A 15,956-nucleotide genomic window follows, 5' to 3' on the forward strand; every position below is an offset into this window, starting at 1 on the left:
TGGCCATGGATACATCTCCTGCCGGAACGACATTTTCGCCGATCCTGAAACTCGAAGGCGTGACGCGGCGCTTCCGCCAGGGCGAGCGCGAGATCGTTGTGCTGACGGGCGTCGACGCCGTTCTTTGGCCTGGGCAGGCGGTCGCTCTCGTTGGACCGTCGGGTGCCGGTAAATCGACGCTGCTGCACATCACGGGGCTTCTCGAATCGCCGTCGAGCGGCCGCGTGTTTCTCAACGGTCGCGATTGCGCGACGCTTTCGGAAGCCGAGCGCACGCGGCTGCGGCGCAAGGAGATCGGCTTCGTCTATCAGTTCCACCAGCTGCTGCCGGAGTTTTCGGCGCTGGAAAATGTCGTTCTTCCGCAACTTATTCTCGGTCGAAGCCGGAAGGCCGCGGAAGCGCGAGCGCGCAATCTGCTTGGCGGCCTCGGTCTTGCGGAACGTGCCGACCATCGGCCGGCCGAGCTTTCGGGCGGCGAGCAGCAGCGGACCGCCATCTGTCGCGGGCTTGCGAATTCGCCGAGATTGTTGCTCGCGGATGAGCCGACGGGCAATCTCGATCCGCACACGTCTGAATACGTGTTTCGCGAACTGGTCGAGCTTATTCGGCGTCAGGGGGTGGCGGCATTGATCGCGACCCACAATATCGAGCTTGCGCGGCGAATGGACAGAGTGCTTCAGGTCCATGAGGGCAGGCTGGTCGAGCTGGAACCGGCATCCATGGGGCGCTAAGAGATATTCGCTTTTTAGCTGTGCGCCATTCGGGGATCGAGGTGTCCGGTATACGTGCTTGGCGTACATTGGCGGCATGAATTCTCCGATTCGACTGCCGCCCAAAGCGCCCCAATTCATTCATCTGAAGGTTCATTCGGCGTATTCGCTGCTTGAGGGCGCGTTGCCGATCGCGAAGCTCGCCAAGCTTGCGCAGGCCATGAATTTTCCTGCGCTTGGGCTGACGGATACCAACAACTTCTTTGGCGCTCTGGAGTTTTCCGAAAAGCTCTGGGGCGCCGGTGTGCAGCCGATCGTCGGCGGCTCGATCGACGTCGATTTTGGAGACAATCGCGATACGCAACCTTCGGCTCTTCGGGCGCTGAGCAATGAGCCGCGCAGTAAGCCTGCCGGAAAGATTGCGCTGCTCGCGATGACGAGCGACGGGTTCGCCAACCTGATGCGACTGTCGAAGGCGCTCTATTTCGAGCCCGCGCCCGATGAAGCCGCTCACGTGAAGATCGCGCGTATCGAAGAATTTTCCGAAGGCATTATTGCGCTCACAGGCGGGCCGCTCGGTCCGATCGATGCGGCGTTGCGCGACGGTCAACGCGATCTCGCGGCCGACCGCCTCAAAACGCTCGAAAAGATTTTTGGCAACCGTCTCTATGTCGAACTTCAGCGGCACGGTCTTCCGGAGGAAGCCGATGTCGAGCCGGATTTACTCGATCTTGCCTACGAGCGGCGTATTCCGATCGTCGCGACAAACGAGTGCTATTTTGCCGAACGAGGCGATTACGAAGCGCACGACGTTCTGCTTTGTATCGCCGATGGCCGTTATGTCGTGGAGGACAATCGCCGGCGTGCAAGTCCTGAACACTATCTCAAGAGCGAAGCCGAGATGGCGGCGCTGTTCGCTGATCTGCCGGAGGCTCTTGCGAACACGATCGAAATCGCCATGCGCTGCACGGCGCGGCCGGAAGGTCGAAAGCCGATCCTGCCGCGCTTCGTGAAGGCCGACGATAGCCTGAGCGAGATCGAGAATTTCCGTCTTGAGGCAGCAGAGCTTAAGAAACAGGCCATCGAGGGGCTAAAACGTCGTCTCGATGCGCATGGACCGGCGTCAGGTTTCACCGTCGAGGATTACGAAAAACGGCTCGCCTACGAGATCGAAGTTATCACGCAGATGAAGTTTCCCGGCTACTTTCTTATCGTGGCCGACTTCATCAAATGGTCGAAAGCGAATGGCGTTCCCGTCGGTCCGGGGCGTGGCTCGGGTGCGGGCTCTCTCGTCGCTTACGCGCTGACGATCACCGATCTTGATCCTTTGCAGTTTGGATTGCTGTTCGAGCGCTTTCTCAATCCCGAGCGTATTTCGATGCCGGACTTCGACGTCGATTTTTGTCAGGAGAAGCGCGACCGCGTCATCGATTACGTGCAGAAAAAGTACGGCGACGATCGCGTTGCGCAAATCATCACGCACGGAAAGCTGCAGGCTCGGGCCGTGCTCCGCGACGTCGGGCGCGTGCTGCAGATGCCGTACGGGCAGGTCGACCGGCTGTGCAAGCTCGTGCCGAATAACCCGGCCAATCCCGTTACCTTAAAGGAAGCGATCGAAGGCGAACCAAAACTGCAGGAGGAGCGCGATCGCGAGCCTATCGTCGCGCGGTTACTTGAAATCGCACAAAAGCTCGAAGGGCTTTATCGTCATGCTTCGACGCACGCAGCGGGTATGGTGATCGGTGACCGGCCGCTCGAAGAGCTCGTTCCTCTCTACCGCGATCCCAAATCTCATTTTCCGATCACGCAATACAACTGGAAGATGGTCGAGGCGGCCGGTCTCGTAAAGTTCGACTTTCTCGGTTTGAAGACGCTCACTGTTCTCGAAAAGGCCGTCAATCTCATCAAAAACGTGCGCGGGATTACGGTCGATCTTCCGAGTTTGCCGCTGGACGATAAAGCGACCTACGAAATGCTGGCGAAGGCCGATACGGCAGGTGTCTTCCAGCTTGAAAGCACAGGCATGCGCGAAAGTTTGAAGCGGCTCAAACCCGACCGCTTCGAGGATATCATCGCCATGGTAGCGCTTTATCGCCCCGGTCCGATGGACAACATCCCGACTTACATCAACCGCAAGCACGGCGAAGAGCCCGTCGATTACCTGCATCCGATGCTCGAAGGTATTTTGAAAGAAACCTACGGCGTCATCATTTATCAGGAGCAGGTTATTCAGATCGCGCAGGTGATGGGCGGTTACACGCTCGGACAGGCTGACATGCTTCGTCGCGCGATGGGTAAAAAAGACAAGGCCGAAATGGCGAAGCAGCAGGCCCGCTTCGTGGAGGGCGCTGTTGCCAAGGGCGTCAAGAAGGACGAGGCGATTTATATTTTTGAGCTTGTCGATAAGTTCGCCGGCTATGGTTTCAACAAATCGCACGCGGCGGCCTATGCGCTCGTCAGCTATCATACGGCGTATTTGAAGGCGAATTTCCGCGAGGAGTTCTTTGCAGCTTCGATGACGCTCGATATGGGCAACACCGATAAGCTCGCGATGTTTGCGTCCGAAGCGCGCAAATCCGGCATTCGCATGCTGCCGCCGTGCGTCAACCAATCGGGTGTCGACTTCGGGGTCGAGCCTACGAGTGGCGACAGCGAGCGCGGCGCCATCCGGTATTCGCTCGCGGCTTTAAAAAATATTGGCGCGGGCGCCGTCGAATCCGTCGTCAACGAGCGCAATATTGGCGGACGGTTTACGTCTCTGGCGGATTTTGCGGCGCGCGTCGATGCAAAGGCGTTCAACAAGCGCGCGATCGAGACGCTCGCGAAGGGTGGCGCTTTCGATGCCCTGAGCGACAATCGCGCCGTCGTCGCGGCGAATGCCGATACGATCCTAGCTTCCGCGCAACGGCGAAACGCCGACGAAGCGCAAGGGATAACGGATCTCTTTGGTTCGGGCGGAAAACCGGCCGAGCTCGTTTTGCGTGCCGCTGAAGGCTGGACGCCAATGGACCGGCTGGCGGCAGAATTCGAGGCTATCGGCTTTTATCTCTCGGGGCATCCGCTCGACCAATACGAACGCGTGCTGAAAAAGCTTGGGGTTCGCAAATTCACCGAGTTCGAGGCGCTGACGCAGCGGGGAGCGACAGCCGGGCGTCTCGCAGGTGTCGTTATCGCGGCACGCGAGCGCCGTTCCCAGAAGGGCAACAAGTTCGCGTTCGCTATGTTTTCCGATGCGACAGGACAATTCGAGGCGGTGATTTTTTCCGACACACTTGCTGCCAGCCGCGAGTTGCTCGAACCGGGTACGCCCGTCATCGTTTCCGTCGAAGCCGAGCGTGATGGCGACACGCTGAAGATGCGGGTGCAGTCTATCGAAGCGTTGGACAAAGCGGCGGCGAGCGTTCCTCGCAATCTCAAGCTTGTGCTCGATCACCGAGAATGCGGCCGTTCGAACGCAGAGAAGCTGTCGGAGATGAGCAGTCGTTTAAAGCCAGCGGTGCGCGGTGGCGGCGAAGTCAGAATCGTTTTGCCGCTGCTCGATCGCGGCCGTGAAATGGAATTTGTTCTACCCGGCCGATACGATATTTCTCCGCAGGATGCGGGGCGTATCGCGGCTCTCGCTGTCGTTAGAGAAGTGGTGGAAGCTTAAGCCGCGCGGCATATATGTTACACTCGTGGCTTTTAAAAAATCTGTGTCGTCAACGACGGCTTTTTTATCCGTTAAGCGTTAGGGGTTCAGACGCTGCGAAGCGTCGCCTACCAGATAGGAGCCCTTAATGAAAAAAAGCCTGATAGCAGCAGCGGTTCTCGCTGCCGTCACCTTCGGCGCGGCCGGCACGGCTGCGAATGCGGGTGTTGCTGGTGTGAGCCTCAATGGCATCAGCGCGCATGCTGACAAATCTGCAGTTGAGCACGTTTATTACAAGAAGCGGTATTACAAGCGCCGTCATTGGAAGAGGCACCGCAAGTGGGTTTGCAGATGGCGTCATCATCGCCGTCACTGCTACTGGCGGTATTATCGCTAAGTGACCAGATGCTTTCGTCGAAGGTAGCGCTCCGCGCTGCCTTCTTCTGACACAGTTTGAGTGCATAGCTCCGCACCCCGAGCTAGCCAACAACGAGGCAAAACATGTCAAAATTCTACGCTGCTTTGGTCGCCGCTTTGCTGCTTGCTCCCGTTGCTCACGCCGCAGATCAGGATGCCAATGACGCGCCTGCGCCGAAAATGAGTGCGGCCGACATCAAGAAAAATCTCGAAGCTGCCGCGTCTGATCCTGCGAAGGTGAAAGCCTATTGTGCGATGTCGAAGAAGATGGACGAAGTTGGAGACGACGAAAAGAAAGCGGAAGCGGCGAGCGATGAAATAGACGGGTATTTCAACACGCTCGGCGAAGGTTTCGAGAACGCCTGGGATGCCGGTCAGGACGCTGCTGATGGAACGCCGGAAGCGAATGCGATGGATGCGGCGATGACGACGCTCGACGGCAAGTGCAAGTAATTCGTGTAATTCCACGGGGCATTTGCGACGCTCTTTATTGATCGCGTCGCCTTCCAAAAAATAGACGACACGCTGCCGATTTCGATCGGATGCCGACAGCGTGTCGTTTTTTTTATTGCCGGGCAGGTTTGAAGCCTCTGCAACTTTGGCGCGTTTCTTCCCGGCAGCCCCACGTGTCGCTTGCGCATTTCTGCAATCCCCCGTATACAGCCGCCATCTCACACGCGAGACCATGCGCCATGCGGATGAAAAGCCCCGCGTCGCGCTCCGGTGGAGAAACGCAAGCGATTGGAATTGCTTGCTAATCTCTTCTCAGTCTTGCGGAGGTTTAACCGGAAAAGGATAACTTTTCGATGGCGCTTCCTGCCTTCAACATGCGTCAGCTTTTGGAAGCTGGCGTTCACTTTGGCCACCAGGCTCACCGCTGGAACCCCAAGATGGCTCCGTTCATCTATGGGTCGCGGAACAAAATTCATATCGTCGACCTTACGCAGACGGTGCCGATGCTGCATCAGGCGCTGCTTAAGGTTTCTGATACCGTCGCGGGTGGTGGGCGCGTTCTCTTTGTCGCGACCAAGAGGCAAGCTTCCGAAGGTATCGCCGAAGCCGCAAAGCGCAGCGCGCAATACTTCATCAATCATCGCTGGCTCGGTGGCACGCTGACGAACTGGAAGACGGTCTCGCAGTCCATCCGCCGCCTTCGTCAGCTCGATGATATTCTTGCCGACCCGCAGGGCCGCACAAAGAAGGAAGTCCTCAATCTTACGCGCGAGCGCGATAAGCTCAACCAGTCGCTCGGCGGCATCAAGGATATGGGCGGCACGCCGGATCTTCTCGTCGTCATCGATACGAACAAGGAATCGATCGCGATCCAGGAAGCGCGCAAGCTGAATATTCCGATCGTTGCCATCGTCGATACGAATTGCGATCCGGACGGCATCGACTATCCGGTTCCGGGTAACGACGACGCTGGCCGCGCGATCACGCTCTATTGCGATCTGATGGCGCGCGCCGCGCTTGATGGACTGGAGCGCTCGCAGGGTGCTTCGGGCGTCGATGTCGGTGCTTCCGAATCGCCGCCGGCTGAAGATTTGCCGAAGGTTACGTTCAAAGGCATCGAAGCGCCGCGCGGCGAAGCCGACGATTTGAAGCGTATCAGCGGCATCACGCCGAAGCTCGAACAGCGTCTCAACGATGCCGGCGTCTATCACTTCTGGCAGATTGCCGATCTCGATGCCGATCATACCGAAGCCCTCGATCGGCAGCTGAAACTCAAGGGCCAGATCGCCAAGGAAGATTGGGCAGGTCAGGCTAAGAAGCTCGTAGAGGCGACCGCCGCATAAGGCGGTCTTCGGCCCGCGCCGCGGGTTCGAACCGGAAATCAGAACCAAAAGAGGCGCCTCGCGGCGCCTCAAACCTAATGGGTGACAGGATGACGACGATCACCGCCGCTGATGTGAAGAAGCTGCGCGATATGACCGGCGCAGGCATGATGGATTGCAAGACGGCGCTGACGGAAACAAACGGCGATATCGAAGCCGCCGTCGATTGGTTGCGCAAGAAGGGCCTTTCCAAGGCTGCAAAGAAGTCGGGCCGCATCGCTGCCGATGGCCTTATCGGTATCGTTGCGAAGGGCCGTGAAGGCGCGGTCGTCGAGGTCAACTCGGAGACGGACTTCGTCGCACGCAACGAGCAGTTCCAGACTCTGGTGCGCGACATTACCGGGCTCGCCCCGGCTGCGAAGGGCGACCTCAAGGCGCTTCTCGCCGCAACGTATCCGGGCACGAAAAATACGGTTGAAACGCAACTCCAGGAAGCGGTTGCCACGATCGGCGAGAACATGACGCTGCGACGGACGTCCGCGATCGCCGTGAAGGAGGGTGTCGTTGCCGATTACATCCATAGCCGGGTCGCCGACGGTCTCGGCAAGATTGGCGTCCTCGTCGCTCTGGAAAGTGCCGGCGATGAGCCGACGCTTTTCGAAATCGGCCGAATGCTCGCTATGCACGTCGCGGCGACGAATCCGACCGCACTCGACATTTCTGCCGTTCCAGCCGACGTAATCGAACGCGAGAAGGCAATCCTTGCCGAGAAGAACCAGGGCAAGAAGCCTGACATTCTGGAGAAGATCGTCGCGGGGGGGATCAAGGCGTTCGCGAAAGAGAGCTGCCTGCTTGAGCAGCAGTATATTCACGACACAACAAAAACGGTGGCGCAGGCCATGAAAGAGGCCGAGAGCCGCGCAGGTGCGCCGATCAAGGTTGCAGGTTACATTCGCTATGCACTCGGCGAAGGCATCGACAGGAAAGAAGAGGACTTCGGCGAAGAAGTCCGAAAGCTCGCGAGCGGCAGTTAGGCTAGGCGGAATCGCTTTGCCGCTGTAGGTATCGACCGGCCGATTGGTTCGATCGGCCGGTTTTTTGTATCATGTCGATGGGAGATGAAGCGATGGCAGCGCGGGGATCGCCTCTCAAATATAAGCGGCTGCTGCTCAAGCTTTCCGGCGAAGCTCTGATGGGGCAGCAGGACTACGGCATCGATATGTCGGTCGTCGACCGGCTGTCGCGTGATATCGAGGGGATCACGGCGGCGGGCGCCGAGGTCGCGATCGTTATCGGCGGCGGTAATATTTTTCGCGGACTTTCCGGGGCCGCAAAGGGCATGGACCGCGCGACTGCCGATTATATGGGCATGCTTGCAACTGTCATGAACGCGCTCGCCTTTCAGAATGCGCTCGATCACCAGGGCGTCGCATCGCGCGTTCTGTCGGCCATTCCGATGCCGACGGTCTGCGAAAGTTACGTCCGGCCGAAGGCGCTAGGCTATCTTTCCAAGTCGCAGGTCGTGCTGTTCGCCGCTGGAACGGGCAATCCCTTTTTCACGACCGATACGGCTGCCGTACTGCGCGCCATAGAGATGAATTGCGAGGTGGTTTTGAAGGCGACGCAGGTCGACGGCATTTATTCCGCCGATCCCAAAAAGGACCCGAACGCGGAGCGTTTCGACCGTCTCAGTTATTCGGAAGTTTTAGCTAAAGATCTCAAGGTGATGGATGGAGCGGCCATTGCACTTGCCCGGGACAACGGACTTCCGCTAATTGTGGGTTCCATCGAAGAACCGGGCAATCTCTTGAAGGTGCTGCGCGGAGAAGCGCGGCAGACGATCATCGAGGCAACCGGTTGAAAGCCGCGGTCGCGTTCGCGCTTCTGCGCCGCGCGTCCTCGTGGTTGTCGCGGCTTAGCGCGTCCGGCTCGCTCGGAGGATAACGCATGTCTTTGGCTACGCACGATATCAACGAAATCGAGAAGCGCATGCGCGCCTCGATTGACGCATTGAAGCGCGAGTTTTCGGGGCTTCGAACGGGGCGCGCCAGCGCCAATCTTCTCGATCCGGTGCAGGTGATGGTTTATGGCTCGCGGATGCCGCTTAACCAAGTTGCGACCGTTTCGGTGCCGGAGCCGCGGATGATATCGGTTCAGGTCTGGGATCGCAGCAACGTCACGCCTGTTGAGAAGGGTATTCGGGAAGCTAATCTCGGACTTAACCCGATCATCGACGGGCAGGTTCTGCGGCTTCCTATTCCGGCGCTCACGGCGGATCGCCGCCAAGAACTCGTAAAGCTAGCTCATAAGTATGCCGAGCAATCCAAAGTCGCCATTCGCAACGTGCGCCGCGAGGCGATGGACGTTCTGAAGAAGCTCGAAAAAGACGGTAAGATGAGCCAGGACGACCATCGCGGCCAATCCGAGAAGGTTCAAGAGCTGACGGACCGGCTCATCAAGGAGGTTGACGCGACTCTTGTCACGAAAGAGGCTGAAATTCAGAAAGTCTGATGTATTGAGGGCGAGGCGGCCGGGGCGCCTCGGGTTTTTACGCGCCTTTTGACGCTTCATTTCAGAGGCTATCCGATAGTGGCGGCAGCACCGAAGCCTTCCGATGACGGGGCCCTCGCCCTGACGCCGCCGCGCCATGTCGCCATTATCATGGATGGCAACGGCCGGTGGGCCAAAGAGCGAGGGATGCCGCGAACGCTTGGTCATCGGCAGGGTGTCGAGGCGGTGCGGCGGGCCGTGCGCACGGCCATTGAGCTGGAGATCACGTATCTGACGATCTTCAGCTTCTCATCGGAGAACTGGAAGCGGCCGGTCGACGAAGTCGATGACCTGATGGGGCTGATGAAACGGTTCATCCGGCGCGACCTCGCCGAGCTTCACAAAGCCGGTGTCTGCATCCGGATCATCGGTGAGCGTCAGCACGTCGATACCGAACTTATGACGCTCATCGACGAAGCGGTCGAACTGACCAAAGGCAACGATCGGCTGACGCTCGTCATCGCATTCAATTACGGCTCGCGTGGAGAGATTGCGAAAGCAGCGCGGAGGCTTGCAGAAGAGGTGGCCGCTGGCAAGCTCGATCCCGCTGCAATCGATGTCGGCCGCATGGCCGATGCACTCGATACATCCGGCATTCCCGATCCCGATCTTTTGATCCGCACCTCCGGAGAAATGCGACTTTCCAATTTTTTGCTGTGGCAGACGGCGTATTCGGAGTTCGTATTCCTGGATTGCTATTGGCCGGATTTCGACAAAGCCGCCTTCGAGGGTGCGATCCGTGAGTTCTGGTCGCGCGAACGCCGCTTTGGCGGCTTGACCAAACGATCGACCGCGTGAGGCTGCGTGATGTCCGCTGGCAAGCCTGACGATCGTTGGCAATTCCTTTCCGGCCGACTTGATTTTGTATCTCCGGAGCTGGCCAAGCGTATCGTTTCAGGTGCGGCGCTCGGGATCGTCGCTCTGGTGCTGACGTATTTGAGTTCGACAACGTTTGCGGCAATGATGTTTCTGATGGCCGCCGCGATGTGCTGGGAATGGGGACGGATGGTGCGCGGGCCGATGCCCGACACCGGAATGGTCATCAACATTCTGGCAATTTTTCTCGCCGCGAGTTTGAGCGCAACCGACATGGCAGGACTCGGCGTCGCGTCAGTCATTATCGGTGCGATCGCCGTTGCGGCGCTGGTCTTCGGGACGGGGAAAGCGCAGCTTTCTGGTCTCGGTGTTCTCTATACTGCGCTTCCGGTCGTCGCCCTCGGTTGGCTTCGAAACGACGAGCCGCTCGGATTTCTGGCGACACTATTCGTGCTGATCAGCGTCGTCGTTACCGATGTGGGGGCCTATGCGAGCGGGAGAACGGTTGGGGGCCCGAAGCTGTGGCCAGCGGTTTCTCCCAATAAAACGTGGTCGGGCCTTCTCGGCGGGGTGGTCTCGGCCGGTATTGCAGGCGCTCTCTTTTCCTGGATTTCGGGCTCCGGATCGCCGCATTGGCTTGCAACATTGGGCCTTATTCTGGGGCTGATTGCACAAGGCGGAGACTTGGCCGAAAGTGCCTTGAAGCGCCATTTCGGCTTGAAGGATAGCAGCGACTTGATTCCCGGACACGGGGGCGTCATGGACCGGATGGACGGCGTCGTCACGGCGAGCATCGCCGCTGCTCTGATTGCTTTCGCGATCGACGCTTATGCGCCGGCTCGTGCGCTCCTCTACGGATCTTGAGACAATGGCAGTAATGGCAAGCGTTCCGAGTAGACCGGTCGCGCAGGCGCATAGCATGACAACATCCGATCTCTCGGCGTTGTCGCGGCCGATGCGTCTCACGGTTCTCGGAGCAACGGGGTCGATCGGGAAAAGCACGCTCGATCTTGTCTCGCGGACGCCGGAGCAATTCGAGATCGTGGCGTTGACGGCGCAATCGAACGCGCAGGCGCTGGCTGCGTTGGCACGGCAGCATCGCGCCAAACTTGCCGTCATCGGTGATGAAAACTGCCTCGATGCGCTTCGAGATGCGCTTGCGGGGACGGGTATTCGCGCCGCTGCCGGCGAAGCCGCGCTTGTCGAGGCTGCCGAAATACCCGCCGACTGCGTGATGGCGGCCATCGTCGGGGCAGCGGGGTTGCGCCCGACGTTCGCAGCGGCCGCGCAGGGAAAACGCGTCGCGCTCGCCAACAAGGAATGTCTGGTTTCGGCAGGGCATGTCTTCACCGCCGAGATCAAGAAATCGGGCGCTGAATTACTGCCTGTCGACAGCGAGCATTCGGCGGCTTTTCAAGCGCTTGCGGGAGCCGACCCCGAAGCGATCGAGAAAATCGTGCTGACGGCGTCCGGCGGTCCGTTCCGGACGTGGACGCGGGAGGCTCTCGAAACAGCGACGCCGGAGCAGGCACTCAAGCACCCAAACTGGTCGATGGGTGCCAAAATCACAATCGACAGTGCCACGCTCATGAACAAAGGCCTGGAGCTGATCGAAGCGTTTCATCTCTTTCCCGTTTCGCATGATGCGCTCGATTGTGTCGTGCATCCGCAGTCGGTCGTGCATTGTCTCGTGAGCTATGTCGATGGGTCTGTGCTGGCTCAACTCGCGGCACCCGACATGCGAACGCCGATTGCGGTGGCGCTCGCGTGGCCCAATCGCATGACGTCGCCGACAGAAAAGCTCGATCTTGCACGTCTCGGCTCGCTGACTTTCGAAGCACCGGATGAATCGCGTTTTCCCGCGCTTCGTGTTGCGAAGGCTGCGATGCGGCGCGGCGATACAGGCCCTGCGGTGCTCAACGCGGCCAACGAAATCGCGGTCAGAGCCTTCTTGGACCGGCGCATTAAGTTTCTCGAAATCGCCGCGCTGGTCGAAGAAACGCTCGACGCGGCGGAGCGACAGGGTGCCATCTGCCCGGCAAGTTGCCTCGATGACATCCTTGCGGTTGACGATGTGGCGCGGCGTCTGGCGGAAGATAGCCTAAGTCGCTATTAAAGACTGATAAAACGAGAGCGGCGGTACTGCCGCTCGCCGCGATTCGAATCGCGAATCAGCGCTAAAGGATTGCAATTTCATGGACTCTTTGGCGACATTGGCTACCTGGATCTGGCAGTACGGGATCATGTTCCTGCTCGTGCTGACGCTCGTGGTGTTCATTCACGAGCTCGGCCACTTCCTGGTGGCGCGCTGGTGCGGGGTTACGGTCCGGGCTTTCTCGATCGGTTTCGGGCCTGAGATCTACGGATTCTATGACAAACACGGCACGCGCTGGCGGTTCGCTTGGATCCCGCTCGGAGGTTACGTAAAATTCATCGACGACGATAATGCGTCGTCGCAGGGTTCGACGTCGATGAAGGGCCTGTCGCCGGCGGAGCGCGCGGGGGCTTTCCATTCAAAGCCGGTTGCTTCGCGGGCGGCTGTCGTTGCGGCCGGACCGATCGCCAACTTTATTCTTGCGACGGTACTTTACGCGGCACTCAACGCGACGGTCGGCATGCGTGTGCTGCCGGCCTACGTCGATGCGGTCGTTCCGAATTCTCCTGCCGCGGCGGCCGGCTTTCAGCGCGGCGATCAAATCACGGCGATCAACAATACTCCGATCGAGAAATTTGAGGATCTGCAGCGCATCGTCGGTTCGAGCGCTGGCGAGACGTTGACGTTCACGGTCGAACGCAATGGGGAAAAGTTGGCGCTCAGGGCGACGCCCAATGTGGACGAGCAGCGTGATGCATTTGGCCGCACGTATCGCCGCGGTCTCATCGGCATTCAGCGTTCGGTGTCGCCCGATAAAATCCGCACGGTTCATGTCAGCCTTCCTCGCGCCATTATGCTCGGCGCGGGCGAAACCTACGGGAACATCACGCAAACGATCGGCGGCCTTTGGGATATCGTCACGCGCCGCCAGTCGGCCGAGCAGATGGGCGGCCCTATTATGATGGCCGAAGTCACGGCCAAAGTTGCGGAATTGGGACTTGAGCCGATGCTCCGGTGGATTGCCTTTATCTCCGCGAACATCGGGTTTCTGAACCTGCTGCCAATCCCCGTCCTCGATGGCGGACATCTTTTGTTCTACGCTTACGAGGCTATCCGCAGAAAGCCGGCCAGCGAGCGCATGCAGCAAATGGGGTTCCAGTTCGGCCTGGCGCTCTTGATGATGCTGGTCGTTTTTGTGAATTTCAACGACATTATGAACGTTTGGCGGCGTCTGACCGGGACGGGATAATGCTTTGCAGAATCATGGGGGAGTGACGTAAACTTACAACTTTTCGGGGCCTTTCTGAATCGTTAAAAGCGGTATGGTCCGCAGCAGGTTAGAACTTCGAATCGGGGGGCCGTGACGGAGTTCGAGGAGTTGGCTGCGGATGTTGAGTGGAAGTCGAACGATAACAACAAGACGACGAACAAGAACACGACGACGTTGATAGAACGCATGAGTGTGACGCTGCCGCCGACAGCGCGCATGTGAATTGGGGGTCGGCGGCACACGGGGGCTTATCCGCGTATGCAGAGAATTCAGGTCATCGTGGCGGGCTTGCGCCTACTTCTGGCGTTCGCACTGATCTCGCCGGTGATCGCGATGGGAGATGCCACCTGGGGGTCGGGTGCGGCGTTTGCTCAGGGCGTCATCAAGAATATCGAGGTCCACGGCAACCGGCGCGTGGAGCCGGAGACCGTGCGTTCCTACCTGCAGTTCGGTGTGGGTGATCCCTACAGTGCAGCGAAGGTCGATGGTTCGATCAAGGCGCTTTTCGCGACGGGTCTCTTTTCCGACGTTTCCATTCAACCGCACGGCTCGACGATCGTCGTGACGGTCAAAGAAAATCCGATCATCAATCAGGTGGCTTTCGAGGGGAATAGCGAAGTCGATACGGCAACGCTCGCGGGTGAAGTCCAACTCAAAGCCCGATCGGTCTTTACGCGCGCCAAGGCCCAGGCCGACGTGCAACGCATTCTCGACGTCTATCGCCGGCAAGGTCTTTTTGCGGCGAATGTCGAACCTCAGATCATTCAGCTTGAAGAAGATCGCGTGAATCTCGTCTACGAGATCACCGAAGGTGCCGCGACGAAGGTCAAAGGCATCAATTTCGTCGGCAACCACGCTTTCACCGACAGTCAGCTGCGGGACGTGATTTCGACGACCCAAGCCGGCTGGTTCGACTTCCTCAAAGGAACGTCCGTCTACGATCCGGACCGGATGAATCTCGATCGCGAGCTTCTCCGTCAGTACTATCTCAAGAATGGCTATGCCGACGTTTCGGTGACGGCGGCGAACGCCGAAATCGATCCGGCGGGACAAGGCTTCCTCATCACGTTCGCGATCGACGAAGGCCCGCTTTACAATTTTGGCGCGATCAACATCGAAAGCTCGCTGCCTGGCGTCAATCCGGATGCGTATCGCGGAGATCTCCTGACGCAGTCTGGAGAGGTCTATGATGCGTCGGAAATCGACAAGACAACCGAAAAGCTGACCCTGGCGGTCGCCGACGCCGGATATGCGTTTGCTCGCGTTCGTCCGCGCCTTACGCCCGACACCGCTAATCACACGATTAGCATCAGCTACGTCGTCGACGAAGGTCCGAAGATTTACATCGAGCGTATCAACATCATCGGCAACACGCGTACGAAGGATTTCGTCATACGTCGCGAGTTCCGGCTTGCGGAAGGCGATGCTTACAACCAGCTGATGGTCGATCGCGCCAAGAAGCGCATCCAGGCGCTCGGTATATTCAAGAGCGTCGATATCAAGCGGCATCCAGGATCGGCGCCCGACCGGGTCGTTCTCGATGTCGTCGTTCAAGAGCAGTCAACGGGCGAACTGTCGTTCGGCGCGGGCTACTCGACGAGTGAAGGTGTCATCGGCGACGTGTCGATTACCGAACGCAACCTGTTCGGCAACGGGCAGTACCTGCGCTTGGCGCTCGCCGGTTCATTCGAACGCTTGCAGGTTGACCTGTCGTTCACAGAACCGCGGTTCCTAGACCGCAATCTGTCGGCCGGTTTCGACCTCTTCTATAAAGAACTCTATTATCAGGATGTCGCGGGCTTCGATCAGTCGAAGGCCGGTGGCTCGCTTCGTCTCGGCTTCCCAATCGCCGAAAATCTGTGGATGACGACGCGCTACACCATCTCGCGTGACCGTATCTTCGATGTGGTCAGCAATGCATCTCTGGCAGTTAAAGAAGCTTGCGGCGCGGAGAATCCTACTCTCGATGATCAGCCGAGTTGCCGGGACTCTGGATATTGGACGTCGCTCGTCGGCACGACGATTGCCTACGACAAACGTAACAATCCGAAGAATCCGAACAGCGGCTATTACCTGGAATTGAACAACGACTTTGCCGGCGTCGGCGGTGACGCGCAGTACTGGCGCGTCCAAGGCGAAGGTCGTGCGTACTACCCGATCACCGACAAGATCACTTTGGTTGGACGCGCCATTGGCGGTACGATTCAGGGCTGGGGCGGCGAGGACGTTCGCTTGCTCGACGGCTTCTTCAAAGGCGGCGAGACGATCCGTGGCTTCGACATCGCCGGTATCGGGCCCCGCGATATTACGCCTGGCGGCAATCGCGATGCGCTGGGTGGCCAGACGTACTGGGCAGCGACGGCTGAGGTGCGTTTTCCGCTGCCCTACGTGCCTGAGGATATGGGCTTGAGTGGCGCCTTCTTTGCCGATGCGGGTTCGTTGTTTGATGCAACGGGCGGTGCGAAGAAAGCGCTTGTCAACAATCCGAGCTGCTCGACTTGCGTCCTCGCGGACAGCGACTCGATCCGGTCGTCGGTCGGCGCCAGCATCATGTGGAACTCGCCGGTCGGTCCGATCCGTATGGACTTTGCCAAGGTTCTCACCAAAGAGAGCTACGACGAGACGCAGTTCTTCCGGTTTGGTGCTTCAAGCCGCTTCTGACCGGCTAAAAGCGGCCGGTTTGGCCGGGGTGGGC

The 15,956-nt window shown here is 58.8% G+C and carries 14 protein-coding genes; all 14 read left to right on the forward strand.

Annotated elements, in window-relative coordinates; genetic code table 11:
* The first annotated feature begins 5 nt into the window (after positions 1–5).
* The 14 genes from VHB22_RS05755 to bamA all read left to right on the forward strand — a co-directional run bounded on the left by VHB22_RS05755 (position 6) and on the right by bamA (position 15,922).
* Entirely contained in the window at positions 6–731 is a 726-nt protein-coding gene (locus VHB22_RS05755) for an ABC transporter ATP-binding protein (protein ID WP_325456000.1), read from the forward strand.
* 76 nt (positions 732–807) lie between these two features.
* Positions 808–4,359, forward strand: a complete 3,552-nt coding sequence (gene dnaE / locus VHB22_RS05760; protein WP_325456001.1) for a DNA polymerase III subunit alpha — start codon at positions 808–810, stop codon at positions 4,357–4,359.
* Between the two features lie 127 nt (positions 4,360–4,486).
* Positions 4,487–4,735 carry a hypothetical protein gene (locus VHB22_RS05765; protein WP_325456002.1) on the forward strand — a complete coding sequence of 83 codons (249 nt, stop codon included), beginning with the start codon at positions 4,487–4,489 and terminating at the stop codon, positions 4,733–4,735.
* 104 nt (positions 4,736–4,839) lie between these two features.
* A complete protein-coding gene (locus tag VHB22_RS05770) occupies positions 4,840–5,208 on the forward strand; it encodes a hypothetical protein (RefSeq protein WP_325456003.1) in 369 nt (122 codons plus the stop codon).
* 353 nt (positions 5,209–5,561) lie between these two features.
* Positions 5,562–6,551 (forward strand): 30S ribosomal protein S2, encoded by a 990-nt coding sequence (locus VHB22_RS05775; protein ID WP_325456004.1) that lies wholly within the window; start codon positions 5,562–5,564, stop codon positions 6,549–6,551.
* A gap of 89 nt (positions 6,552–6,640) precedes the next feature.
* The gene (tsf, locus tag VHB22_RS05780; protein ID WP_325456005.1) at positions 6,641–7,564 is read left to right on the forward strand and encodes a translation elongation factor Ts; all 924 of its coding nucleotides are present in this window, start codon (positions 6,641–6,643) and stop codon (positions 7,562–7,564) included.
* Positions 7,565–7,656: 92 nt separating this feature from the next.
* Positions 7,657–8,391, forward strand: coding sequence for a UMP kinase (gene pyrH, locus VHB22_RS05785; RefSeq protein WP_325456006.1), 735 nt, complete (start codon positions 7,657–7,659; stop codon positions 8,389–8,391).
* Positions 8,392–8,477: 86 nt separating this feature from the next.
* Positions 8,478–9,041 (forward strand): ribosome recycling factor, encoded by a 564-nt coding sequence (gene frr / locus VHB22_RS05790; protein WP_325456007.1) that lies wholly within the window; start codon positions 8,478–8,480, stop codon positions 9,039–9,041.
* 78 nt (positions 9,042–9,119) lie between these two features.
* A complete protein-coding gene (locus VHB22_RS05795) occupies positions 9,120–9,878 on the forward strand; it encodes an isoprenyl transferase (protein ID WP_325456008.1) in 759 nt (252 codons plus the stop codon).
* Positions 9,879–9,887: 9 nt separating this feature from the next.
* Positions 9,888–10,760, forward strand: a complete 873-nt coding sequence (locus tag VHB22_RS05800) for a phosphatidate cytidylyltransferase (protein WP_325456009.1) — start codon at positions 9,888–9,890, stop codon at positions 10,758–10,760.
* Positions 10,761–10,773: 13 nt separating this feature from the next.
* On the forward strand, positions 10,774–12,012 hold the full coding sequence (locus VHB22_RS05805; RefSeq protein WP_414652713.1) for a 1-deoxy-D-xylulose-5-phosphate reductoisomerase: 1,239 nt from the start codon (positions 10,774–10,776) through the stop codon (positions 12,010–12,012).
* Between the two features lie 79 nt (positions 12,013–12,091).
* A complete protein-coding gene (gene rseP / locus VHB22_RS05810) occupies positions 12,092–13,240 on the forward strand; it encodes an RIP metalloprotease RseP (RefSeq protein WP_325456010.1) in 1,149 nt (382 codons plus the stop codon).
* A 111-nt stretch (positions 13,241–13,351) separates the two neighbouring features.
* A complete protein-coding gene (locus VHB22_RS05815; protein ID WP_325456011.1) occupies positions 13,352–13,483 on the forward strand; it encodes a hypothetical protein in 132 nt (43 codons plus the stop codon).
* Between the two features lie 36 nt (positions 13,484–13,519).
* Positions 13,520–15,922 carry an outer membrane protein assembly factor BamA gene (gene bamA, locus VHB22_RS05820; protein WP_325456012.1) on the forward strand — a complete coding sequence of 801 codons (2,403 nt, stop codon included), beginning with the start codon at positions 13,520–13,522 and terminating at the stop codon, positions 15,920–15,922.
* Positions 15,923–15,956: the final 34 nt, after the last annotated feature.

Origin of the sequence: Hyphomicrobium sp. (assembly GCF_035548195.1) — a bacterium.
In the GTDB taxonomy this organism is placed as follows: domain Bacteria; phylum Pseudomonadota; class Alphaproteobacteria; order Rhizobiales; family Hyphomicrobiaceae; genus Hyphomicrobium_B.

Coding starts and splice junctions, on each gene's coding strand:
- VHB22_RS05755 (WP_325456000.1), top strand. CDS start 6: ATGGATACATCTCCTGCCGGAACGACATTTTCGCCGATCCTGAAACTC.
- dnaE (WP_325456001.1), top strand. CDS start 808: ATGAATTCTCCGATTCGACTGCCGCCCAAAGCGCCCCAATTCATTCAT.
- VHB22_RS05765 (WP_325456002.1), top strand. CDS start 4,487: ATGAAAAAAAGCCTGATAGCAGCAGCGGTTCTCGCTGCCGTCACCTTC.
- VHB22_RS05770 (WP_325456003.1), top strand. CDS start 4,840: ATGTCAAAATTCTACGCTGCTTTGGTCGCCGCTTTGCTGCTTGCTCCC.
- VHB22_RS05775 (WP_325456004.1), top strand. CDS start 5,562: ATGGCGCTTCCTGCCTTCAACATGCGTCAGCTTTTGGAAGCTGGCGTT.
- tsf (WP_325456005.1), top strand. CDS start 6,641: ATGACGACGATCACCGCCGCTGATGTGAAGAAGCTGCGCGATATGACC.
- pyrH (WP_325456006.1), top strand. CDS start 7,657: ATGGCAGCGCGGGGATCGCCTCTCAAATATAAGCGGCTGCTGCTCAAG.
- frr (WP_325456007.1), top strand. CDS start 8,478: ATGTCTTTGGCTACGCACGATATCAACGAAATCGAGAAGCGCATGCGC.
- VHB22_RS05800 (WP_325456009.1), top strand. CDS start 9,888: ATGTCCGCTGGCAAGCCTGACGATCGTTGGCAATTCCTTTCCGGCCGA.
- VHB22_RS05805 (WP_414652713.1), top strand. CDS start 10,774: ATGGCAAGCGTTCCGAGTAGACCGGTCGCGCAGGCGCATAGCATGACA.
- rseP (WP_325456010.1), top strand. CDS start 12,092: ATGGACTCTTTGGCGACATTGGCTACCTGGATCTGGCAGTACGGGATC.
- bamA (WP_325456012.1), top strand. CDS start 13,520: ATGCAGAGAATTCAGGTCATCGTGGCGGGCTTGCGCCTACTTCTGGCG.